The organism is Dendronalium sp. ChiSLP03b (assembly GCF_034531165.2).
GTDB lineage: Bacteria > Cyanobacteriota > Cyanobacteriia > Cyanobacteriales > Nostocaceae > Dendronalium > Dendronalium minutum.
In genome coordinates this window covers 58,981-82,704 of sequence record NZ_JAVRBR020000070.1, presented here as the reverse complement: position 1 = coordinate 82,704, position 23,724 = coordinate 58,981, and the positions used below count along the sequence as shown (strand labels likewise).

The 23,724-nt window shown below is 42.1% G+C and carries 24 protein-coding genes; 13 read left to right on the top strand and 11 right to left on the bottom strand.

Annotated features, from left to right (window positions below; genetic code table 11):
* The first annotated feature begins 447 nt into the window (after window positions 1-447).
* On the top strand, window positions 448-951 hold the full coding sequence (locus RMY31_RS18305) for an NUDIX hydrolase (RefSeq protein WP_322662940.1): 504 nt from the start codon (window positions 448-450) through the stop codon (window positions 949-951).
* A 31-nt stretch (window positions 952-982) separates the two neighbouring features.
* Here the strand turns inward: RMY31_RS18305 and RMY31_RS18300 are convergent, their stop codons facing one another.
* Window positions 983-1,441, bottom strand: coding sequence for a GNAT family N-acetyltransferase (locus RMY31_RS18300; protein WP_322662938.1), 459 nt, complete (start codon window positions 1,439-1,441; stop codon window positions 983-985).
* A gap of 222 nt (window positions 1,442-1,663) precedes the next feature.
* Between RMY31_RS18300 and RMY31_RS18295 the strand changes: the two genes are divergently transcribed.
* The 5 genes from RMY31_RS18295 to RMY31_RS18275 all read left to right on the top strand — a co-directional run bounded on the left by RMY31_RS18295 (window position 1,664) and on the right by RMY31_RS18275 (window position 8,029).
* Window positions 1,664-3,775: a TIGR00300 family protein gene (locus RMY31_RS18295; protein WP_322662936.1), complete on the top strand. Its 2,112-nt coding sequence runs from the start codon at window positions 1,664-1,666 to the stop codon at window positions 3,773-3,775.
* Window positions 3,776-4,023: 248 nt separating this feature from the next.
* Window positions 4,024-4,548, top strand: coding sequence for a DUF2085 domain-containing protein (locus tag RMY31_RS18290; protein ID WP_322662933.1), 525 nt, complete (start codon window positions 4,024-4,026; stop codon window positions 4,546-4,548).
* 666 nt (window positions 4,549-5,214) lie between these two features.
* On the top strand, window positions 5,215-5,967 hold the full coding sequence (locus RMY31_RS18285) for a PEP-CTERM sorting domain-containing protein (protein ID WP_322662931.1): 753 nt from the start codon (window positions 5,215-5,217) through the stop codon (window positions 5,965-5,967).
* 787 nt (window positions 5,968-6,754) lie between these two features.
* The gene (locus RMY31_RS18280) at window positions 6,755-7,234 is read left to right on the top strand and encodes a YbjN domain-containing protein (RefSeq protein ID WP_322662928.1); all 480 of its coding nucleotides are present in this window, start codon (window positions 6,755-6,757) and stop codon (window positions 7,232-7,234) included.
* 126 nt (window positions 7,235-7,360) lie between these two features.
* On the top strand, window positions 7,361-8,029 hold the full coding sequence (locus tag RMY31_RS18275; RefSeq protein ID WP_322662948.1) for a biotin/lipoate A/B protein ligase family protein: 669 nt from the start codon (window positions 7,361-7,363) through the stop codon (window positions 8,027-8,029).
* On the opposite strand, the gene RMY31_RS18270 is transcribed toward RMY31_RS18275, so the two are convergent.
* From RMY31_RS18270 to psaK (RMY31_RS18250), 5 genes are all read right to left on the bottom strand, one after another.
* Window positions 8,020-8,631 carry an HD domain-containing protein gene (locus RMY31_RS18270; RefSeq protein ID WP_322662926.1) on the bottom strand — a complete coding sequence of 204 codons (612 nt, stop codon included), beginning with the start codon at window positions 8,629-8,631 and terminating at the stop codon, window positions 8,020-8,022. The genes RMY31_RS18275 and RMY31_RS18270 overlap by 10 nt on opposite strands.
* Window positions 8,632-8,656: 25 nt before the next feature.
* Entirely contained in the window at window positions 8,657-9,100 is a 444-nt protein-coding gene (locus tag RMY31_RS18265) for an aspartyl protease (protein ID WP_322662924.1), read from the bottom strand.
* A 104-nt stretch (window positions 9,101-9,204) separates the two neighbouring features.
* Window positions 9,205-10,401, bottom strand: coding sequence for a site-2 protease family protein (locus RMY31_RS18260; RefSeq protein WP_322662922.1), 1,197 nt, complete (start codon window positions 10,399-10,401; stop codon window positions 9,205-9,207).
* Window positions 10,402-10,928: 527 nt separating this feature from the next.
* The gene (gene psaK / locus RMY31_RS18255; protein ID WP_322662920.1) at window positions 10,929-11,192 is read right to left on the bottom strand and encodes a photosystem I reaction center subunit PsaK; all 264 of its coding nucleotides are present in this window, start codon (window positions 11,190-11,192) and stop codon (window positions 10,929-10,931) included.
* Between the two features lie 256 nt (window positions 11,193-11,448).
* Window positions 11,449-11,703 carry a photosystem I reaction center subunit PsaK gene (psaK, locus tag RMY31_RS18250; protein WP_322662918.1) on the bottom strand — a complete coding sequence of 85 codons (255 nt, stop codon included), beginning with the start codon at window positions 11,701-11,703 and terminating at the stop codon, window positions 11,449-11,451.
* 121 nt (window positions 11,704-11,824) lie between these two features.
* Here psaK (RMY31_RS18250) and RMY31_RS18245 point away from each other — a divergent pair, with 121 nt between their 5' ends.
* Window positions 11,825-12,469 carry a phosphoribosylanthranilate isomerase gene (locus RMY31_RS18245; protein WP_322662916.1) on the top strand — a complete coding sequence of 215 codons (645 nt, stop codon included), beginning with the start codon at window positions 11,825-11,827 and terminating at the stop codon, window positions 12,467-12,469.
* A gap of 336 nt (window positions 12,470-12,805) precedes the next feature.
* On the opposite strand, the gene folE is transcribed toward RMY31_RS18245, so the two are convergent.
* From folE to RMY31_RS18220, 5 genes are all read right to left on the bottom strand, one after another.
* The gene (folE, locus tag RMY31_RS18240; RefSeq protein ID WP_322662914.1) at window positions 12,806-13,513 is read right to left on the bottom strand and encodes a GTP cyclohydrolase I FolE; all 708 of its coding nucleotides are present in this window, start codon (window positions 13,511-13,513) and stop codon (window positions 12,806-12,808) included.
* A gap of 122 nt (window positions 13,514-13,635) precedes the next feature.
* Window positions 13,636-14,361, bottom strand: coding sequence for an SDR family oxidoreductase (locus tag RMY31_RS18235; RefSeq protein WP_322662912.1), 726 nt, complete (start codon window positions 14,359-14,361; stop codon window positions 13,636-13,638).
* 366 nt (window positions 14,362-14,727) lie between these two features.
* Window positions 14,728-15,708 (bottom strand): acetyl-CoA carboxylase carboxyltransferase subunit alpha, encoded by a 981-nt coding sequence (locus tag RMY31_RS18230; protein WP_322662910.1) that lies wholly within the window; start codon window positions 15,706-15,708, stop codon window positions 14,728-14,730.
* Window positions 15,709-15,924: 216 nt separating this feature from the next.
* Window positions 15,925-16,944, bottom strand: coding sequence for a long-chain acyl-[acyl-carrier-protein] reductase (locus RMY31_RS18225; RefSeq protein WP_322662908.1), 1,020 nt, complete (start codon window positions 16,942-16,944; stop codon window positions 15,925-15,927).
* A gap of 123 nt (window positions 16,945-17,067) precedes the next feature.
* Complete coding sequence (locus RMY31_RS18220; protein WP_322662906.1) at window positions 17,068-17,763, bottom strand: aldehyde oxygenase (deformylating); 696 nt, start codon at window positions 17,761-17,763, stop codon at window positions 17,068-17,070.
* A gap of 177 nt (window positions 17,764-17,940) precedes the next feature.
* Here RMY31_RS18220 and RMY31_RS18215 point away from each other — a divergent pair, with 177 nt between their 5' ends.
* The 6 genes from RMY31_RS18215 (at window position 17,941) to RMY31_RS18190 (ending at window position 23,692) form a co-directional block, all read left to right on the top strand.
* Window positions 17,941-18,768 carry a carbohydrate ABC transporter permease gene (locus RMY31_RS18215; RefSeq protein ID WP_322662904.1) on the top strand — a complete coding sequence of 276 codons (828 nt, stop codon included), beginning with the start codon at window positions 17,941-17,943 and terminating at the stop codon, window positions 18,766-18,768.
* A gap of 527 nt (window positions 18,769-19,295) precedes the next feature.
* On the top strand, window positions 19,296-19,544 hold the full coding sequence (locus tag RMY31_RS18210; RefSeq protein WP_322662902.1) for a hypothetical protein: 249 nt from the start codon (window positions 19,296-19,298) through the stop codon (window positions 19,542-19,544).
* Window positions 19,545-19,923: 379 nt separating this feature from the next.
* Window positions 19,924-20,262: a hypothetical protein gene (locus tag RMY31_RS18205; protein ID WP_322662900.1), complete on the top strand. Its 339-nt coding sequence runs from the start codon at window positions 19,924-19,926 to the stop codon at window positions 20,260-20,262.
* Between the two features lie 372 nt (window positions 20,263-20,634).
* On the top strand, window positions 20,635-22,989 hold the full coding sequence (locus RMY31_RS18200) for a filamentous hemagglutinin N-terminal domain-containing protein (protein WP_322662898.1): 2,355 nt from the start codon (window positions 20,635-20,637) through the stop codon (window positions 22,987-22,989).
* A 170-nt stretch (window positions 22,990-23,159) separates the two neighbouring features.
* Window positions 23,160-23,378, top strand: coding sequence for a DUF433 domain-containing protein (locus RMY31_RS18195; protein ID WP_322662896.1), 219 nt, complete (start codon window positions 23,160-23,162; stop codon window positions 23,376-23,378).
* A complete protein-coding gene (locus RMY31_RS18190) occupies window positions 23,375-23,692 on the top strand; it encodes a DUF5615 family PIN-like protein (RefSeq protein WP_322662895.1) in 318 nt (105 codons plus the stop codon). Before RMY31_RS18195 ends, RMY31_RS18190 begins: the two co-directional genes overlap by 4 nt.
* Window positions 23,693-23,724 lie beyond the last annotated feature (32 nt).

The following is a 23,724-nucleotide window of genomic DNA, read 5'->3' as shown; positions in this document are numbered from 1 at the left end:
AGAACAAGTTCTTAAGAATCTCAGGAATAAAGCTCATGCTCTCGGCCTTGAACTTGTGCCAATTTCGCAAGATACGCAAAATACTCCATTCTTTTCAACCCTTGCTACATAAGCCTTACGCAAAGTGTTTCTTCAGAGTTAGGAAGCACCCACACACCGCACGCCACCTGCTACGAAGGAAACAAACACTTTTTTTCCCTACACCCGTGTTTGTTGAAAGTCAGAATGCAAGATGTAGTTATTATTTCTTTCTCATCTCTCTCATTCCCTAATTGGGGTGATTGATTTTCTTTTAGATTATGCAAAAATACCCAAAAGGTAAAAATTCTCAACAATCAACTTCAATGAGCCAAAACATATCTTAACCAAAATCTATCCGGTATCATGTGTCTAACATCTGGAGAAAAAATTGTACACAAAGGCTGAATTACAAAGGATTTAAGTCCCATGAGTCGAAAAGTCAGCAAAGCCTTTAAGCAGTCCGGGGTAATTCCTTACAGAGTGAACAACGGAAGAATTGAAATATTGCTGATTACAACCCGCGATCGCCAACACTGGGTAATTCCCAAAGGAGGAATTCCCAATGGCATGAGTCCGCCTGATTCCGCAGCAAAAGAGGCTTGGGAAGAAGCTGGAGTAATTGGACAGGTAGATGTCAAGAAACTAGGTTCTTACAAGTATCGTAAACGAGGCAAAATTTACCAAGTTCAGATGTATTTGATGCCAGTAGAAATGGTATGTGAAGAATATCCAGAAGTTGGTAAAAGACAACGCCAGTGGTTAGAAGTTACTAAAGCCATTAGTTTGGTACAGAAACCTTCTCTCAAACGCATGATCCTGAAGGGTTTTTTTCAAACCAAACTTCGCGTTTGTGCGTTATCTCTACTCAAAATCAATCTTCGCTTGAGTTTGTTAACTCTATGTAAAAATTGTGGATTAATTGGATTATGAATTATAACTCCTGACTCCTGACTTCTGAAATCTATATCTTTTTTTGTAAAAAATACCGCTGATGACCTGGGGGAAAATCTTCCAGAACACCAAATATTTGGTAGCCTAAACGTTCGTAAAAACCCAAAGCTTGAAAGCTGAATGTATCTAGATAGGCGCGATCGCAACCGCGTTCTTTAGCTGTTTGTTCGGCTTGTAACATCAGTTTTCGTCCATATCCTTGACCTCGCAACGCTTCAGCAACCCATAGATGAGAAACGAATAACCATTTCCAGTGTGTTTCGCCGACTAAACCGCCAACAATTTCACCTTCAGCATCTCGAATCAAGACGCTTAAGGGATATGCAACATCCTCTAACTTCTGACTATTGTTGTTGTAGTCTAGAAGATTGCTAATGACGGCATGAATATCTTTTGGATCGGGATTATCCTCAACTGCGATCGCTAGTGCCATTTGAGTTATCAGTTCTAAATGGCGGTACAATAACACAACCTTCTGCTTGCATCTCCCATGATATTAGCTAGTTTATAACTGCGTTGCCTTTGTCATAAGTTCAATTTATCTCTATGGGTAATAGAATAAAGACCGAAGCCTTTATCTACCTTTAACTATCTAAAGGTAGAAACTTAGTAGCAGATTGAATAAATTAGTAGAGCAAAAATCTGTATTCAAAATTAGGCTTGTAGCATCTATAACGCTTGTAAAATTTTTATGACTTCTCAGATTCGCTTTTTGATGTGCGCCCCTGACCACTACGATGTGGACTATGTGATCAATCCCTGGATGGAAGGAAATATTCACAAGTCATCGCGCGATCGCGCCGTCGAACAGTGGCAGCAGTTATATTACGTCCTTAAACAACACGCCATTGTAGATTTAGTAACGCCGGAAAAAGGTTGGCCGGACATGGTTTTTACCGCCAACGCTGGCTTAATGCTAGGGAATAATGTTGTTCTCAGTCGCTTTTTACACAAAGAACGTCAAGGAGAGGAACCGTACTTCAAACGATGGTTTGAGGAAAATGGTTACAAGGTTTATGAACTACCTAAAGATTTACCTTTTGAAGGTGCAGGGGACGCACTTTTAGATCGGGAGGGACGCTGGCTATGGTCGGGATACGGTTTTCGTTCAGAATTAGATTCTCACCCTTATCTGGCCAAATGGTTAGATATTGAGGTGCTTTCCCTACGGTTGATAGATGAGCGTTTTTATCATTTAGATACTTGCTTTTGTCCTTTAGCTAATGGATATTTACTCTATTATCCTGGCGCTTTTGATGCCTACTCCAACCGCTTAATAGAAATGCGAGTAGCACCAGAAAAGCGGATCGCAATTGCTGAAGCCGATGCCGTCAACTTCGCCTGTAATGCGGTGAATGTGGATAGCATCGTCATCATGAATAAAGCTAGTGATGCTTTAAAAGCACGCCTAGCAGATGTTCATTTCCAAGTTATTGAAACGCCGCTGACCGAATTTCTGAAAGCTGGCGGTGCGGCTAAATGTCTTACCCTCCGGGTAACAGAACCAGTAAGAGAAGAAGTTCATGCCAATGTATCGGTAGAAAGCCGGATTATTCGGATAGAAGGTCACTTGCTCGATTCTGGCTTGATTAACCGCGCTTTGGATCTGATTGTAGATGCAGGCGGCAGCTTCCAAGTTTTGAATTTCGACTTGGGAGAACAGCGGCAAAGTACCTCAGCAGCTGAGGTGAAGGTGTCAGCACCTTCCCATGAGGTGATGGAAGAAATCATCTCTCAGTTGATTGATTTGGGTGCTGTTAACTTGCCCCAAGATGAGCGGGATGCCAAACTTGAGCCTGTGATTCAAGCTGGTGTAGCTCCCGATGATTTCTATGTCAGTACAATTTATCCTACCGAAGTGCGGATAAATGGTCATTGGGTGAAGGTGGAAAATCAGCGCATGGATGGGGCGATCGCCATTACTCAAACTGCCAATGGTATAGTGGCACGGTGTAAAATTCTCCGCGACCTCGAAGTTGGCGAACAGGTGATTGTAGACGTGCTAGGTATCCGCACCATCCGTAAACCTGAATCGCGAGAACTACGCAACTCCCAAGAATTCAGCTTTATGTCGGCGGGTGTTTCCAGCGAACGGCGTGTAGAATTGGTCGTCGAACAAGTGGCTTGGGAATTACGTAAAATTAGGGATGCTGGAGGTAAAGTAGTTGTCACAGCTGGCCCTGTGGTGATTCATACTGGTGGCGGCGAACATCTATCACGGCTGATTCGTGAAGGCTACGTACAGGCGCTTTTGGGTGGCAATGCGATCGCTGTCCACGATATCGAGCAAAATATCATGGGCACATCTTTGGGTGTGGATATGAAGCGGGGTGTTGCTGTCCGTGGTGGACACCGCCATCACCTCAAGGTAATTAACACCATTCGCCGTTATGGCAGTATTGCGAAAGCAGTTGAGGCGGGAGTAATTAATAGCGGCGTAATGTATGAGTGCGTCCGCAATCATGTACCTTTTGTGCTTGCTGGTTCCATTCGTGATGATGGGCCTTTACCTGATACCCAAATGAATTTGATTCAAGCACAGCAGGAATACGCCCAACACCTAGAAGGTGCGGAGATGATTTTAATGCTGTCTAGTATGCTGCATTCAATTGGTGTGGGGAATATGACACCCGCTGGTGTGAAAATGGTCTGTGTAGATATTAATCCAGCTGTGGTAACGAAGTTAAGCGATCGCGGTTCTGTGGAATCGGTGGGTGTGGTGACAGATGTGGGATTATTCCTCAGTTTGTTAATCCAGCAATTGGATAAGTTGACAAGTCCTTATGTTTCCAAGGTAGGTTAGGAAAAGTTTCACGCACAAAGAAGTTGCGTGCGCGGGTTCCCCGCGTTGAGCAAACTTCGGGAGGCGCTGAGAAAGAGCGCAAAAAACAAAAAAGTAGGGTGGACGATGTCCACTCTACTGCTTTTAGGATTAACTCGGTTAACCGTTAACTTCCAGATGTGGGAAAAGTCTAAAGATAATCGCTTACATTATCATTTTCTATTACGTAATCTACACCATAACTACTTACATTTTTAGTGTCGAATTTTATGCAAAAAACTGTTTTTGCCATGCAATTACAGGTTCCCAAAACTCTCAATTGGGTCAGTTTCATTGCCGATTTTTTGTTGGTGGGGATGGTTTTTGGCCCGCCAGTTGCTCCCTTTCTGGCTGCGTCTGGAATGTCTTTGCTTCCTAGTATTGCCGACATCATTTATTTCATGGGTAATCATGTATGTCCGCAACCAGAGATGGGGTTAGATTTAGCACCCCCTTTTATCATGGCTGTGTGTATGCGTTGCTATGGTACTGTTACTGGTTTGCTAATTACTCGTCTACTGTATGGGGTGACTGGCGGTCAGGGTTTTTATTGGTTGAGTCAGTATGGACAGAGCGGTGCAGCCTTAGCTAGTGTGCTGATGATGGCTTATCCTTTAGAATTGGCAGCACAAGTTTTTGGTTTGTGGGATTTTAATAATTACGTGGTTGCACCTTTTGGGTTGATTACAGGTTTGGCATGGGGATTGTTTATGATGCCTATATTGCACGATAAGCAACGAAGAATCAAATCATAGGGAATTTAGTGCATTAGACCAAGCAAATACACCCCGTAAATTAAATTTTGAGAATTTTAATTAGGAGATTTAGCATCTTCTGGTAAAGGTGTCCCTACCAAGTCTGCATTATCTGGGTTGACATCAGATAAGTTAGCGCTCTTCCATCACTCTTATGAGAAAATAATTAGGTAAAGTATAGCAAACTCTTTGCTGGAGTATGTTTGAGGCAAGAGAAGCAGCCAAAACTATAAAGTTTATTGACGACTAAAGGCTACAAATGCTGGTTTGCATGTCATTGCGAGCATTCGCGTTAGCGTCTCGTACCCCTGCTAGCAAGCTACGCGATCGCAATGACAGCTATTCTCTCATTGCAAAATAAAAACTGGGATGCACCCTTCATTGCTTACCTTCACCGAATAATCATTGCTTCGTGAAAGCTGTCTAGTGTACATCGGCAGAAGTAAAAATTGACTCAAAATGCATCAAAAGATAGAATCATGCCATTTTTAATTTTTAATTACACGTAGCGGTACTAATGTGCCAGTTGTAAGTGTGGAATGTGGGTTATTGTCTCTTTTAAATGTTTATGAGAATCTATCAAAGTAATAAATAAATTATGCCGTAAATCTTGTAATTACCATACAGAACGTACTTCGTTCTGCGGCATTTTCTTAGGAGAATAAAATGAAGATGTGTGCTTCTACATCTAGGTTACTAGATGCAATTTTTGCTGTCGCTTTAGCAATTCCTTTATCTGTTACTGGTATATTTACCTTTGCTAATTCTGCTCAAGCGACCTCTTTTACTGGTGAGTTTCAGCTAAATGGGGGCTTTACTTCTTCGCCACCTATAGAAGAAACTAGCCTAGTTGAATTATCAGCAAAATCCTTAATATTCTCTCCTCAACCAGTAACACCAGTTGCACTTTCAGCTCAGACAGGAAGTTTTACATCTTTCAACTCAGCTAACATAGGTAATGTTATTAGTTTTTCTCCTTTATCTGCGGATAACCCCTTCATAGATTTTGGTAAAACTCTTTTACCTGGTATAATTCAGTCTTCATCTGATACTGCTTCAATAACAGATGGAATCAATACCTTTGCTTTGAAGTCTGCAAATTATGCACTAAAACAAAGCGGTGCAAATGTGGCTATAGACGTTGCACTTTATGGATTATTTAACAGTGCAGATGGAACTAAATCTCAGGGAGCAGGCAACTTATCTTTCCAAGTCAACGATGTCAAAGTTGCTAATGTCCAATCAATTCTTAACAGTGGTGGCTCAGTTAAAAATTTAGCTTTTGCTGGTGCTTTATTCACTACTACTTCTGTTCCCGAACCAACTACAATTCTAGGTTTAGGAATACTTGGTGTAGCATTGGCTATATCTCGCCGTCACAAAAATCAGGATAATTCAATAGATATAACCGAAATATAAATGCATGTGTGATTGTTAAGCAAGCTCAGCTAAATAAAGTTTGTGAATTAACAAATGTAGAGATTAGACATTATACTAATTTGAAATTTGAGATTTTTGATCAAAAGTACTGGCTACAAGACTGTTCCAGGAATCTCAAATAATACTAGATATCCTAATTTTGTATTAAACTAATGTTTCAAATTGGTATAGATAGATGAATGTGCTAATTTCTACATAGTGCATAAGAATAATTTTCACAAATAACTGACTACTAAACACTTAATCTGGGAATACAGATTCAAGTGTTTAGTTTTTATATTGTCAACATTTAACTCAAACTGGGATAACTTACAGCAGAATTCAGGAGTCAGGAGTCAGAATTCAGAAGTAAAACAGGCTTTATGCCTAGCTTTTAGACTTACGTTGTGTACTTCACTCAGTTAAAATCCGCTGTATATCAATTCTCTAAAATTAGGCTACAGATACAAGCCTAAAACTCACCTTAAATCTGAGATAGGTGCAAGGTCTTGCACCTGTTCATAAGGAATTACCCTTTAAGTGATGCTCCTTCTGATGCGTCCGCTACGCGTAGCTTGCTTTGACCTAAGAGTACGTCGCTAATGCTGCCAACATAGGCAGTTCCTCTTGGGGAGAACTAGCAAGACAGGGGCTACCTTATTGAACTGCCTCACGAATTACGACTTGGTATGACCACCAGACTATCACTTCAGAAAGCTTAAATTAACCTTGCCTACAAGCTATAAAGTATGTGTAGATGAAACAACCATGGTGAGACAAAATTTGTATGACAAACTACCAAGAAAGCCTAAGTGATAACGAATTCGTCAATGAGTTAATTGCAGAGACGACCAGTATAAATCATGTGGAGGTAATCGAAAATGTCATTGACACCCTAGAACAAGATGATAGTGCCATGGTTAGCCACACCCCAGAAGGTGGTTATCTTTGGAAGTTTAAGTACGGTAGTGTGGAAGTGTTCGTTCAACTCACAGGCAAAAGTGACGAAGACACCATAACAGTTTGGTCGGTGGTGCTAAAGTTACCAGCCAAAGATGAACCTAAGTTGATGCGACACCTTTTAGAGTTAAACTGCTCTAGCACCTTTGAAGCCCGCTTTGGTATTATTGAAAACCAAGTGGTTGTTATTTCAACACGCACTTTAGCAGAGTTATCTCCAGGTGAAGTCTCACGGCTGCTCACCATAGTGGCAACCATCGCCGATGACAACGACGAAGCTTTACAATCTGAGTTTGGTGCAGCTTGAATTATGAGTTGCCAGTTGTCAGTTGTCTAAAATTTTTAATTAAAAACTCCTAACTCCCCCTTCCAGCTCTTGAACTCTAAAGTGTGGCGACTGATTCCTTTGCTAGAAGCCTCTGGCAATGTGCAGATGGCAATTGACCGTTGGTTGTTAGAACAGCACCAATCAGGAAAACATCCGCCGACTCTGCGATTTTATACTTGGTCGCCACTGGCTATTTCTCTTGGCTATCATCAACGGCAATATCCTGAATATTGGCAGCATCTGACTTGGCAAGGTCAGAAATTAGATTTAGTGCGTCGTCCTACAGGGGGAAGGGCGGTACTACATCAAGGTGATTTAACTTATGCGGTAATCACATCTGGACTAATGGGTAGTCGTCTTGATGCGTACCAAAAAATTTGTGAGTTTTTGATTCAAGGATGGCGATCGCTTGGCGTTGAATTACGCTACGGTACCGCTGGACGAGGTTATATCCACAACCCTAACTGTTTTGGCACTGCCACTGGTGCAGATTTAGTTTTGCCAGATGGTAATAAACTCATTGGTAGTGCCCAACTGCGAGGTGCTGGGGCAATTTTGCAACATGGTTCAATCCGTTTGCGACCGGATGCGGCACTATTTGCTCAGGTATTTGGTTCAGAATCTTTTACAAATGTGCAACTACCTCAAAGCCTAAGTGTCGAAAAAATTATTGCCGCTTTGATTGCCGCAGCTAGTAATTGTTTTGCTATGCAAATAGAAGTACAACCCCTTTCGCAGTCAGAGTGGGAAGCAATTTTAGCGCATCAACCCTGAATTTTTATATCCGCCTCTTTTAAATACCCCGCGGCCACACAATCCTCAATCAGTTGCAGGACAAACGACCAGAGTTCTGGCGCACCTGTTTCTACTAGTCCTACCCGTTTCATTACTTGGTCGCGCCTAATGCCATGAATGCGCCAAGTCCCGCCCTCAGTTTGCTGGTTGTGCAGTAAAGGCTGTATCCGGTCTAAGGCTGCGGCAAACTTGGCGGTGGCTGTTTCCCCTGCTTCAAACTCATCCCAGAGTGAACGCAACTCGCTAGCTTGGTCTGGTGGCAAAAGTCCAAATAGGCGTAATGCTGCTTGAGCTTCTTTTTCCGCCTTGCTGTGATTACCCTGCATATCGTAACAGAAGGTGTCACCCGCATCAATTTCTACTAAATCGTGAATCAGTAGCATTTTGATGGCATGGAATATATCAACTCCTTCTGGAGCATATTCTGCCAAGGTAAACGCCATCACTGCGATATGCCAAGAATGTTCTGCACTATTTTCCCGGCGCGACCCGTCGGTAAGCGAAGTTTGACGTAGTACCTGCTTGAGGCGGTCAATTTCAATGATGAATTGAAGTTGTTGAGTCAGACGGTTGATTGCCACTTTTAGTTTTGCTCGAATTTTTAATTCACAACACAGTAAGGTAAGTATTTTTACCCTCGATTGGTAAAACTCTCAGTCGTTGATTTTGTAAATCAGGTTCTAAACCCAAATCCTCTAAGGGAATTAACCCTAACAATGGATCTGCACCTGTTGGCAACTCTATACAGTTAAAAGTCCCTTCACGACCTTCAACAGCAAGACTCAACTCCCTAAAGATACGAACTCTATGTACTCCCACAGCAATTTTTACATCTACTTCTCCTTGGAGAACTAGTCCTAGCTCACTAATAATATTTTCAGGCAGGCAAAGCCGAGTAGCACCCGTATCAACTAGGACATTCTCTAAAGTGACTGAACGGATTTGCTCGGCTTTAATAAATCCCCTTTCTGCAAGAATTTGGTCAATTCGGTTAGTGATAGTGATTGTGCTAGTAACTTTTCCTATTATTTTGTCAATGATGGTTGCCATAATTCTTGCTCCCAAACCCAGTTTTCACTAAGCTGCCTTATTTGATATTTCAGACTTCATCAGTCATAATGCCTGCTGCAACAACTTTTTTGCATTTTTAAGTGTTACAGATTGGTTGACCTAGCAATTACCGCCAACTGTAACCCTGGTGGATAGCTACCTTCTTCTTTAATCCGCTTAATTTCCGCATCGGTAATCTGCAAATTTAACTTTTGTGCTAGCTCTCGGACAATATCGCCTCGATCGATTACACCAGCTACAGCGCCAGCAGGTGAAAGCACGGTAATCCGAGGTAACTGTTCGTTTTCTAGCTTGTTGATTACGTCAGCTAAGGAAGTTGATTCAGTAATAGTCGGTATTTCTGTTAGTGGATGAACAATGCTTTGCAGGGTTTGGGTTTCCCATTCACTTCTTTCTACTAAGCGCAAATCGTCAATGGCAACCATACCTCTGTAACGTCCATCAGAAGCGGCAAAATAAACCTCTGGGGCGGTGGAGTCTAACAGGTACGAGTCAGCAAAGGAACGTAATGTTTGCTTAGCATCAACTACGCGAAAGTCACGGGTCATGACATCGGTGGCTACTAACTCTAACAAGGTTTCCTGTAATGTGGTCACGCGGTCATAACTGCTAGCATTGCGGACACCAAACCAACCTAACAGCGCAATCCACAAACCAATTACTAACTCTCTAGTCAAGAAATCTACAGCAAATCCTAAAGCGATCGCACCATAACCCAAAATTTGCCCTGCCCTGGCTGCCAAGTGTACAGCTTGAAAACGATTGCCTGTAACTTGCCAGAGTACTGCTTTTAATACTTGTCCCCCATCTAAAGGTAAGCCAGGAATCAGGTTAAATAGTGCTAAAACTAAGTTAATTCTGGCTAAATCTCCGACCATGACTGTGATGGGGCTAGTATCAGGTACAATATCAGACACAAAGCGTAGCAGCAAAAATAGGGCGATACTAACTAAAGGCCCAGCGATCGCTACTTGAAATGCTTTGCCCGGAGTTTTGGATTCTTCTTCAATAGCAGCAATGCCGCCAAATAGAAATAGGGTAATCGAGTTAACTTTAATGCCTTGCGATCGGGCTGCTAAACTGTGACCTAACTCGTGTAGTAAAACTGAACCAAATAGCAGCAATGCCATGATGATTCCAGCACTCCAAGCCGTGACAGTTCCCCATTCCTGGTAAGCTACTCCAAAATTGAGTGTTGCCAGACCTAAAATTACAAACCATAAAGGATCTAAAAATAGCGGAATTCCAAATAAAGACCCAATTCTCCAATTTGTTTGCATTACATTGTCCTAAAACTGGTATGTGAAGGCAAGAGGTGAAGCAGTGCGGTCTTGGGGTTTCCCCCATGAGCAACTGCTGAACCCCAAGGGCAGGAGGCAGAAGGAATATTGTGTCTAGTATTAAGTTTTTAAATTTTTTCTACCGGATAGTTATTTGCGCCACGCTGCACTAGATATTTTCAGCAGTTCATACTATAAATATTAGCTGTAAGTCTTGCTAATAATGATTTTTCCACCAAGAGTGTATAAAAAAGCAGCAATTTGCCACTAGACATTAAAAAATCAACCTTTGTTGATTTAGATGCCCTAAATTCTAGAATAGACAATTAAAGCTATTTAATTATTTTGAAAATAGAAAAATAAAATTCCTAGCCAAAAACGTGTAAAGACTTGCTATGACAGGTCTCTACAAGCGTTTATCATTTATGCAAATTCTCGTTATTTTATCTGTATTGGTTTAAAATATAGGGTTTTGCCCCATTACCTATTTGAATGCATCAGCTGGAATATGGTCGCAAAAACAAAATTTAAATTATGCCTAAATTGCTCAAGCCCAAAACAGTGCCAATACCAATCAAGTGACCAGCGCTCATCGCAGCCATAAATGAAGCAATGTTGGGATTGTTAAACAGTGACGGGAAGGGCAAAGGTGTCTTACGTCCAACATCAGGATAGCGAATCGTCCTAGGAATAATTAAAAGACATAATAGACAAGCGCCAGTAATAATTAGCCCTTTAATCCAGTTCCATTCTCCCGTGTTGGGAACAGTGGCTTGTACTGCTAAGAACATTGATAAGATCGTGGTTCTTTCTCCTGTATGAACAAACTAATTTAGTCAGTTATTAGCCATGTAAATACTCAGCCAATGAAGTCACTGCATCCTCCGTCCAAGGGTAGGTTAACAACTCCTACCTTAGTTAGAGTAATTACGTAAAAGCTAGCTGCGCTAATTCTGAGAGTTTCATAACTAGAGAAAGAACCGGAATTGGTTGTCAGAGTTTTGAATTCATGCGGACGTGAAATTCAACGTCTTTGGCATTTCAAATCTACAGACGACCAATATTAGTCAGACCTAGAACAATACCAACACCGATAATATGACCAAAAGCCATAGCAGCGATGAATGTTGGAACACTGACTGGCAGGATAGGCAACTTAGGCCCAACTTGGGGTTTCTCAATTCTGGTAGAAAGCAAAAGAACCACTAAGCTACTGATGCTAATGATGATAGCTACTGTGGGATTCCACACGGGAGTTGGGGGAACAGTGGATTGGACTGCTAGTAAGGTTGATGAAATCAAGCTTCTATCTCCTAGGCAAAATTAATGTAAGCCTTCAAAATTATAGAGTTACTCAGGAAACAACTGAAAACTGTTAGCAAAAATTCGACCTTTTTTTAATTTCTCAATATCTTAAATTTCTATGCGAGTTAAAATTTGCGGAATCACTCAGCCACAGCAATCTGTTGCGATCGCAACTCTTGGTGCAACAGCACTAGGATTTATTTGTGTGCCTACTTCACCCCGCTACGTTACCACTGCTCAAATTCGGGCAGCAGTGGCACAACTACCAGAAAACATTGACAAAATTGGTGTATTTGCCAATACCGACATTTCCGAAATCAGCCACACAGTGATTGATTCTGGATTGACTGGTATCCAGTTACACGGAGACGAATCTCGAGAATTTTGCTACCAGATGCGCCAGGCTTTACCCCACGTAGAAATTATTAAAGCCTTGAGAATTTCCAGTCTTGAGCATCTCGAAAAAACAGCTAATTATGCTCAATGCGTAGATAGTTTACTATTGGATGCTTATCATCCCCAGCATTTAGGTGGTACTGGTCAAACTTTAGATTGGCAGATGCTACAACAATTTAATCCTAGTTGCCCTTGGTTTTTAGCTGGGGGACTAACACCAGATAATATCGTGACAGCCTTGAGTCAGGTAAAACCCGACGGTATTGATTTATCTAGTGGTGTAGAAATTAAACCAGGAGACAAGGATTTAGATAGAGTAGCACTGTTATTTGAGAAGTTAAGGAGTAGGGAGCAGGGGGAGAGATAAAACTCCAAACTCCTAACTCAGCAATGCCAGTTGCTACAACGGAGGGAACCTCACGCCAGTTCTCTCAAGTCAGCAGAGCCTTGACGCTCGATGACTCGCGCTTCGCTGCGCTATCGCTTTTAGCGTCGCACGCCACTTGCTCTACTTGAGGAAACCCCAAGACCGCAGTGGCTCCCCTTGGGCGAGGACTCGCGCTTCACTGCGCTTACGGCAGTCGCTCATGGGGGAAACCACGCCACTTGCTTCAAGTCGGCAAAGCCGCCCAACGCAGTGGCTCCCCAAGATAGCGCTGCCTCACCACGAGACTGGCTCCGCAACGCACTGGCTTCTCAGCACTTAAAAGAATGCTGCTTGGTGACGAATCAAGTTAAAGAATTCTTCGCGGGTTTTATGCTCTTCTTGGAATACACCAACCATTGCGCTGGTCACAGTCCAAGAGCCAGGTTTCTGAACGCCCCTCATCACCATGCACATATGGCTGGCTTCCATGACAACTGCTACACCTTGAGGTTCGAGAATAGTCTGAATTGCTTCGGCGATTTGGCGGGTTAACCTTTCCTGGACTTGCAAGCGGCGAGAATACATCTCAACAATCCGGGCTAGCTTACTCAGTCCTACAACTTTTTGATTAGGGATGTAGGCAACATGCGCTCTCCCCATAAACGGCAACATGTGGTGTTCGCAGAGGCTAAAGAAGTTAATATCTCGAACCAACACCATCTCGTTATGTCCTTCATTAAAGATGGCACCATTAACGAGTTCTTCTAGAGATTGGTTGTAGCCACTGGTAAGAAACCGCATTGCTTCTGCCACGCGCTTGGGCGTTTTGAGGAGTCCTTCACGTTCGGGGTCTTCTCCGACACCCACCAGTAATGTCCTGACGGCATCCATCATTTGCTCCATGTCTTCCTCTTTAGGCTGGTGCAAATCTGGCTGCCGTCCATCATGGGTGTTGCGATCTGGTCTGGAGTTGATGGTTTCTGCCAAGTCAGGAATCAAAGGAGATTGAAAGCAATCGGAACCGTTGGAACTAGCAATAGTCATGGTGTAGGTTTTGATTAGAGTTTGAATTAGTTATGAGGCAGAAGGCAGAAGGCAGAAGGCAGAAGTTAGTAGTTATATCTCTCCCTGCTCCCTCATCTCCCTCATCTGCCCCAACTCGCCACTTAGAGAGCGCCAGCACTGGGCATCAGAGTCAATTCATCAATGACCGCCTGCTGTGGTAGTAGGGCGGTATAGAAAATTGACTGAGCAACAATTTCTGGGGTTAACATTTTTGAACGGTCAAGATTGACATGGACAGTTTCTGTATCCCATAGTTCGGTATTGACGGCACCAGGACAAATGGCGGTGACACGAATGCCGTGGGGGCGTTCTTCTTGGGCTAAGGTTTGAGAAAGGGCTACAATACCAGCTTTGCTGACGCTGTATGCTCCCCAACCGGGAAAGGGTTGCTTGGCGGCAATGGAAGCAACATTGATAATTGTGCCTGTGCCTCGATCGCGCATTCCGGGCAAAATTCCCATAATGCACTGAAACACACTGGTAAGATTTAAGTTAATTACTTGCTGCCAGTCCTCTAAGGGGGTTTCGCTTAAAGTGGCTGTGTATGCTATGCCTGCATTGTTTACCAGAATATCTATATCCCCAAAATCCAGGGCGATCGCCTGTATCTTTTTCTCTACTTGTGTTACATCAGCTAGGTCTACGGCATAAGCTTTGGCTTCTACCCCTGTGTGCTTTGCTGCTTCTGCAACCGCCTCTAATTTATTTAAAGTCCGGCTGACTAGGGCGACATCAACTCCGGCTTTCGCAAAGGCTAAAGCTGTTGCTTTCCCAATTCCACTACTCGCCCCAGTAATTAAGGCGCGTTGTTTCTGCTTGAAACTCATGCTCTCTCCCAATTGTTTTGGCAGTTCCGAAGGCTGCTTGCCACCCAATTATGAAAATCTATTGGGTTGCATAGATTAAATTAACCTTAAATTGTGATAATTTTTTCCGATAACTGCTACAATGCCTTGTCAATATAGGTATTTTTACCTGACAAATGTCCCTCTAGGGAATATGACGAATATTTGCCTAGGAACTCAGGTCATTCACTCAAAGTTGATTACTGAATACTTCACAAACCACTCATCAAGTTGAGTTGATTTGCCGAAAATGCAAATGCCTATGGCTGAGAAGATTGTTAAAAATCTTTAAGCGCCATAGGCAATTATAGCATTGCTATTGAGCTAATCAATCATCTTCCAGTGTAGTTAGTGAGCAACTTCAGTAAAAACGCCTATTTTGCGGAATTTCTCATAGCGCAGTTGCCGTCGTTCTTGAGATGTAAGTTGATTGAGTTCGTCCAAACTCTCTAATAGGGCTTGCTTGAGAGTTGTAGCAGCTTTTAAAGGGTCAGCATGAGCGCCACCGATGGGTTCAGGTAATATGTGGTCAATAATACCCAGGTTTTTCAGGTCGTGGGAAATAATTTTTAAGGCAACAGCAGCTTGTGGGGCTTTGGCAGAATCTTTCCACAAAATAGCAGCACAGCCTTCAGGACTAATAACTGTATAAACGGCGTGTTCAAACATCAACAGGCGATCGCCGATACCGATACCTAGTGCGCCACCAGAACTGGCTTCACCAATAACTGTGCAGATAATAGGCACATCCAGGCAAAACATCTCTCGCAAATTATAGGCGATCGCTTCGCCTGCTCCTTGGTTTTCTGCTGCTACTGTAGCCAAAGCACCAGGTGTATCAATAAAGGTTAAAATTGGCATACCAAATTTGTTGGCATGTTCCATCAACCGCAGTGCCTTACGATAGCCACCTGGGGCAGCCATACCGAAGTTACGAGCAATATTATCCTTGGTATCGCGTCCTTTTTGTTGACCTAACATTACCACGGGTTGCCCACCCACACGACCAACACCACCCACTAAAGCCGGATCGTCACCACCATTGCGATCGCCATGTAACTCCATCCATTCATCACTAATTGCCTGAATGTAGTCGAGAGTACTAGGGCGGCGAGGATGACGAGCGACTTGCAGTCGTTGGAACGGTGATAAACTACTGAAAATTTCCTCACGCAGTTGCATGGCGCGTGCTTCTAGTTGCTTAATTTGACCAGATACATCGACACCATTTTCTTCTGCAAGTTGCCGAATCTGATCGATTCGAGATGCCAATTCTGCTAGCGGCTTTTCAAAATCTAACAATAGCGGTTTGCGCTCAGTAGTTGCCATAGTTAGGGATTAGGGATTAGGGATTGGGGAACTCGGGGCACCCTCTGGGAATTAGGGATAATGGGGATTAGGGATTGGGTATTAGGTACTGATGATAAGGGATTGGGCATAATTTATGAAGGTTTAGCAATTAGCGATTATGAATTTCAGATTGGGGGCAATGCGAATTATATCCTAGTCCTTAGTCCCCAGTCCCCAGTCACTAGTCCCCAGTTCCTAAACCAGCAGTGGTCTAAATCCGTGTTTCACCGATGCTTGACCAATTTGCTCCATTTTGTCTACGGTAATCTGATTGCGCCCCCAAGAAAAGTTCGTATGTAACTTCTCAAATTCAAGCAACATCGACTCCGCAAAACAAGCAAATAACTGGCGTGCTGGCACTTCCATATTGACGATTTTCATAATTTTCCAGTCAATGTCTAGAGAATGCTCTACAATGCCACCATTTAGCACGTACACATCAGGGTGCTGAATTTTAGTAGCTAAATTTTTCGGATAGCCACCATCAATTAGCAAACAAGGTTTTTTCAGAACATTAGCATCTATTTCCACACCTTTAGGCATACTGGCAACCCACACTACAATATCAGCCTGAGGTAGTGCTTCATCTAAAGTCATGATTTTTCCTCGCCCGAGTTCGGCTTGTAACTCTGTGAGGCGTTCGTGGTTACGGGCTATTAGCAAGAGTTCCTTGACATCTGTTCTAGCATCTAACCAGCGTGTGACTGCACTGCCAATATCCCCAGTTGCCCCACATATAGCAACCGTCGCGTTCTTTAAATCAATCCCTATTTTTCTGGAAGCTTGTTCTACCTGCCGACAAATAATGTAAGCAGTATGAGTGTTTCCTGTGGTGAAACGTTCAAACTCTAGTTTGATGTTGCGGACTTGGCTAAACTGCTCTAATTTAAAGTTTTCAAAAATAATGGAAGAAAACCCTCCGAGAGCAGTGATGTTGATACCATGCTTTTGAGCATGGGCCATGGCGTTGAGGATTTTACGTGTTGCCGCCTTGATGCGTCGATTAGCAAGCATCTCAGGCAAAAAGCAAGATTCTACATACCGTCCTTCAATTGTCTGTCCAGTAACACTGGTAACGGTAATGTTATCGACAATTTGTGGCGGGGCGCTGCACCAAAAATCTAGCCCTTGATCGGCATATTCTGGGTAGCCTAATTCTTGAGCTACCGCTTGAGCGTGTTCTAAACTTGTCAGATGTCCAATTAGACCAAACATGTAGTGATGTGTTAGGCGTGTGCCTCGTTAAAAGCGTGTAATTAGTAGTTAGAAGGGGTGCAAGGCCGCAGCGCCCATACAGGAGTGAGGAGTAATACTCATAACTTCTCACTCCTAAATTTTTTAGGCAGCTGTGAGTCCGTAAGCTGATAAGCGCATGATATCTCTAGTTGTGAAGCCAATATTACTCAACGCTTCTCCGTATTGAATCATGAAGTCTTCAACTAAAGCATCTTTTTCCATTGCTAAAGTTTGGGCATCGTCTGCTACTTCATTGAGCATTTTCCAAACAATAGGTAGGTTTTGGCGATTTGCCTCCTCTAGCTCAGCTTTGGATTCAGCAAAATTTTCTTTCAACCAAACTTCTCCAAAGTTCAGATGACTATACTCATCTTTGACAACTCCCTCAGTAATTTTCCGAGCAAAATCATCGGCAACGGGGATATAGATGTTATATGCTGCTATGGCAAAACATTCAATAATCAAAGATTGAATTAACAAACAAGTGACGACTTTACCTTCTGCTGCTGCTTTTTGGAAATTTCCATGTAGTCCAGCAAAAAACTCCTTAGCGAATGGTAGATCCGGTTCTACTTGAAGATTGCGCCCACAGGCTTCAAAGCCTTTTTTGTGGCGACTTTCCATTTTAGATAAGCGAATCAAATCATCTTGATGTGTAGGCAGCAGTTCAGCCAGTTTGATGTAATTCTCGTGGGCTTCTTGTTCCCCTTCAATCACGATCGCATTTATACGGCTGTAAGCATCTTTGTATTTTTCACTTTTAAAATCAATTTCCAATTCGGCTGCAAACTGCTGCATAGTATGTTTACTCCTGTAAACCTGAATCATTTGATACCAGAACTTAATTTACCTTAGGAATTTAAGGTTACAAGCACTGTGATTTAATTTAACTTAACAAGTTCCTATGTTATAGATTAGCTGTTGCTGGGGGCGATGCTCTAGTACTAGAGAAATAAATGCTTTGAAGCTCAACTCATGTCTCAAGAAAACTGGAATCTCAAATCAGCCAATTTTTTCAGCCTAGGAGTCCTACTGCTAGGAGCATTTATTGTCTTATTACCATTGTTTGTGGTATTCATCACCTCTTTTACACCTCCAGGAACCGCCTTACAAATTTTTCCCCAAAATAATTGGTCTTTAGCTAATTACCGCGATGCATGGCAGCGAGGTAAATTTCTGCTGGCGTTTGCTAATTCTACCTTAGTGGCGATCGCTGTGACTGCGTTTCAAATGGTCACTTCAGCATTGGCAGGTTACGCCCTAGCACGGCTGAAATTTCGCGGTAAGCAAGCGCTGTTACTAGTCGTCTTGGCTACTTTGGTTATTCCCTTTCAGTTGTTGGTAATACCGATTTTTTTGGTATTGAAGTGGGGACACCTAATAAATACCTATGGGGCGCTAATTTTACCGACTGCTGTCAACGGCTTTGGTATTTTCTTGTTACGTCAGTATTTCCAGACAATTCCCGTAGAGTTGGAAGAAGCTGCAACCATAGATGGGGCGAACCGACTGCAAATTTTGTGGCGGGTGATGTTACCTTTAGCACGTCCAGCTTTGGTGACGCTGTTTCTCTTCACCTTTATTGCAGAATGGAACGATTTATTTAAGCCTTTGGTGTTCACAACCCGACCAGAATTAAGAACGGTGCAGCTGGCATTGGCAGAGTTTCAAGAACAATTTACGAATAATTGGCCCTTGATGATGGCAGCAGTGACAATTGCCACGGTTCCGGTAATGGTATTATTTCTTATCGGTCAGCGTCAGTTTATTCGCGGTATTGCTGCCACGGGTATTAAGAATTAGTGAAGAGCAAAGGCAATAATTTGTAACTTTTATATTGGTAACTGCCTATCAAATTCAGTAGATAATATCCAAACCATCTGGATGCGTAGGACGCAGTATTTGGCCCAGGTATCGTTAACCTTGCAACGCGAGTAATCAACACTCAAGGTAAAGTAACAAGTTAATAAAGATGTGGTGAAGGTAGGGTTTGGTCTGTAAATTGTTCAAATAGGCTTAAGAGTATGAAAGTTAGGGAGGTATCAATTACTCAACCCTTTTGAATAAAGAAAGGTTAGCAATTGAACTCGTGAAAACCTTGAGAATTTAAGTCAAAAAGTATAAAGCTTTGTTAAAGCTGCGTAATTCTTACAAGCCAGACTGAGTAATCAATTAAGTGTGAATTTGAGGAAGCTTTAGAAGTTTAATTCTTTGGTCATCCTCTAGTCTCTATATTCTTTAGTTCCCAGAATTGACTCATAGAATTCACGTTAATTCATAGATTACATATCAGTTCATACAACTATCAGTCTGTAAGGAAAGTAAAACTCATGGAATCTCAAACAGCACAGCAGTTAACAAATGATATTCAAACTGAATCAAGTGAAAGCGTAAATAACTCTCAGGTGAGTGTTGCGATCGCAAGTGACGCAAGTAACGCAACAGACGGTTTATCAGAAGATAATTCTTTAGATTTGGAGGGCAGTATCGAAACCAAGAATGATGCTCCTGCGCTACCCAATACGAAGAAGCTAAAGGATTGTTGGATAGATGAGGACGGTAATAGAAAATGTAATTAGGTCTTAAAAATCTTGTCAACTAAAATGCTACTTTCTCAATTAATTGAGAAAGTAGCAAGTGAATAAACCTGAAAAGTCAGGCAATTTTTTAAAATTGCCTAAAATCCTATCCTAGTTTTCAATAAAAAAGCTTTTCAGTAGTTAATGTTGACAATATTCTTAATTTAGATAATAGCTATTTCCAATTAAGTCGAGTAGATGTTTATCATAGGGACATAACCTTGTTATGCCCCTATTATTTATTGTTCACAGACGAGAATGCTTAAGTTTTATAACAAGTAAAATAGAGATTACCAATTTCAATGTGCTCTAATTGAAAATTGTTACAGCTTTAAGTGCTGTGCAGCAACTATCACTTTTGATGAAAGGTGCAATATAGATGAGTAATATTTTGTTCTGGGTTAAAGGTTTTGGAGTTGCAACAGTTAGTGCAATAGCTTTTTCTGGAAACTCTGCTATTGCTCTAATTAATCAGGATGCTACTTTACTGAATTATCTGAATACGTCTAACTCCAGCAGTGTGCTAGAAAATCACAATATATCAGGAGACAATGCCATAAAAAGTAATTCTAGTATTAATAGAAACCAAACTCAACTTCAAAATCAAGATGCTGTTGAAAAGCAAGAAGCTCAAAATATTTTAAGACAAATCCCAAGCAAGAAGATATTACTTGCAGATTGTTGGTATGATGCGGATGGTAATAGAATATGTAGGTAAGTTTTAACAGTATTGTCAAAGTAACGCCTATCACTATTCGTTGAAAATAGAGGTAAAAGCCTAACATAAAAAGCTAAGTATTTTGTTAGTAATTTCATAAAAATTCATCCTAATTTTCAACAAACAGATTATTTATTAGTCAATTGACAAGACTAATTGTAATTATCGCCCGTTTCAATTGCGTAGAATAAGGATTTATCGTAGGGGCACAATATTATTGTGCCCCTGTGTATTGTTTGGAACCGAGAATGTTATAAACTTTGGTAGCAAGAGAAACTTAGATTACTTATTTAGACATAGTCTACCTAATTTAGATTCAGTATCAAAGTTTATCAGCAACTAGTACTTCTCTTAAGTGGTGCAATATTCGGTATGAGTACTCTTGGGGTTTGGTTTAAAAGTCTAGGATTTGCAGTAGGTGGTGCAATAGCTTTGTCTATAAACTCTGCTGTTGCCCAAATCGACCCAGATGCTACTCTGCCTAATAATTCTCAAGTTACAACACAGTACAATATCAGAATTATTGAAGGTGGAACCCAATCTGGAAGTAATCTGTTCCACAGTTTTAAGGAATTTTCTTTACCTACTGGGAGTACAGCTGAGTTTAAAAACGCTGCGGATATTCAGAACATTATTAGTCGCGTGACGGGTAAATCAATTTCTAATATTGACGGCATCCTGAAAACTCATGGTACAGCCAACCTGTTTTTGATTAATCCCAATGGGGTTATTTTTGGTTCCAATGCTTCTTTAGACATCGGCGGTTCATTTGTCGCGAGTACAGCGAGTAGTTTGAACTTTGCTGATGGTACTAAGTTTAGTGCTATAGATCCCCAAACTACACCCTTACTGTCAGTAAGTGTTCCCATTGGTTTGCAATTTGGAGCAACTGCGGCTCCTATCCGCAATCAATCTCAAGCAAGAGTAAGTGGTATATCTAACCCTGTTGGTCTACAAGTGAAGCCAAACACAACCTTGGCACTTGTCGGTGGTGATATAACCCTAGAAGGCGGAAATTTAACAGCAGCATCGGGAAGAATTGAGCTAGGAAGTGTTGCTGCTAATAGTCTGGTTAGTCTCAAACCGATAAACCAAGGCTGGATTTTGGGATATGAAAATGTCCACAATTTCCAAAATATTCAACTCATCTGGCGAACTGTTAACGGTGTTAATATTCCATCTCAAGTAGATGCTAATAACAGAGATGGTAATGGAGGCAATATCCAGGTGCGGGGTAACACCGTTGAATTAAAGGGTTATCCTGTTCGCTTGAGAACTCAGACTACAGGTGCAAAAGATGGTGGAGACTTAACGATTAATGCTAGAAAATTAATTGTTCGGGATGGTGCAGCAGTATCTACTGCTACTAGAGGTCAGGGGAATGGAGGAAAGTTGATTGTAAATACCTCCGAAACAGTGGAAGTTTTTGGTAGCTTTACTGATCCAGATGGTGTGATTACACCAAGTTCATTATTTAGTTCAACTGCTGTTGCTGGGAAAGCAGGTGACATAACAATCAATACAGGGAAGTTACGCATTCAAGATGGGGGGCAAATAGCAACAGACTCTATTGCGAACTCACAACGTATAGCAGGTAAAGGAGCAGGAGGAAATTTGACTGTAAATGCCTCTGAGTCGGTAGAACTAATTGGAACTTCAAAAAATCCAAATGTTACTAGCGGCTTGTTTGCTTCGACTAACACTTCTGGAGATGCTGGAAAAGTGACAGTTAACACAGGTAAATTAATTATTTGGGATGGAGCGGAAATCACTGTAAACAGCCAATCGAGCAAGTCTTTTTCCTACCCACAGGGTGCAGCTAATATAGGCAAAGCAGGCGATATCAATGTAACTGCTCGCTCTATCCAGCTAGAAAACAAAGGAAAACTCACATCTAATAGTGAGTTAGGTCAGGGCGGAAATATTACTCTACAGGTGCGAGACTTATTACTGATGCGCCGCAATAGTCAAATATCAACTAATTCAGGTAAGTCAGGAACTGGTGGGAATGGCGGTAATATTAAAATTGATGCACCTAATGGTTTGATATTTGCCGTTCCTTTGAACAATAGCGATATTACAGCCAATGCTTTTTTTGGCTCTGGTGGTCAGATTACAATCAACGCTAATAGTCTATTTGGGTTTGTGCAGCGCGATCGCGCAGACTTGGTAAAGCTATTAAACACCGAAAAACCAGAGGAACTCAACCCCAGTAGAGTACCAACCAATGACATCACGGCGTTTTCTCAGGAAAACCCTTCATTAAGTGGCTCGGTAGAAATTAACTCACCAGATGTTGACCCCAGTCAAGGATTAGTAGAACTACCCGCAGATGTAGTTGATGCTTCGCGGCAAATTGTCGCTGGCTGTAATGCTGGAAAAACAGCGAGGGCTTCATTTACTACTACAGGGCGTGGAGGAATAGAATCTAGTCCCACAGATCCATTGATAAGTGATGCGGTGCTAGCAGATTGGATCTCACCAGAGGCGCAGGATAAGAATCGTGCCGATGGTCTACAGAATAGAGTAATGATGCAGCAGCAGAAGCCTGCACAAGTAATATCGCAGAAAGTTAAGTCTATGACTGCTCCTACTCAAATTGTAGAAGCTCAAGGGTGGGTAGTGGATAGCAATGGTGACGTGGTTCTGGTTGCCCAAGCACCCGCTGTAATACCCCATAGCCCAGCACTAAATCCTGCATCCTGTGCGTTAAGAAGTAGGGAGTAGGGGAGATGAGGGCAGAGCAAACGCATTGCTTGGCGGGAACTTCAGTTTAATCGTCCACTTCGACTGAATTCTTAGACCGCGTTGCTTGCCTAGTCTGGGGCTACTCCAAAGGATTATATCTCATGAGGATTGATAAACTAGTAGGTACGGAACCTGGAGGTCAAAGACTTATGCTTAAAGACTCCTTAATTATTAGTGCATCTCCTGAAATCATGGGTGGTACTCCAGTTTTTGTTGGTACTAGGGTTCCTGTACAGACGCTTCTGGACTATCTGAAAGCGGGAGAGTCGATTGACGACTTTTTGGATGGATTTCCGACTGTTACCAGAGAGCAGGTCATCGCCTTGCTAGAAGAGGCAGAAAAGCAGCTTGTTGGTATGGAAGCATGAAGCTCCTTTTGGATGAGTGCATCGATCGCAAACTAGCGAGATTTGTTGGCCATGAAGTAAAAACAGTTCCACAGATGGGATGGGCGGGGGTAAAAAATGGTCAACTTCTCACCCTTGCAGAAGCAGAGTTTGATATTTTCATCACAGTCGATCGCAACTTATCGTTTCAACAGAATCTGCCACAGTTTGATATTGCGGTAATTATTCTGCAAGCAACATCGAATCGTTTAGCGAATCTAAAGCCTTTAGTTCCAAAGGTTTTGAATATTTTAGATACGGTAACTAAAGGACAAGCTACAACAGTCAACGGGTAGAAATAGAGGTGGCAGTAAACACCTTACTAGCT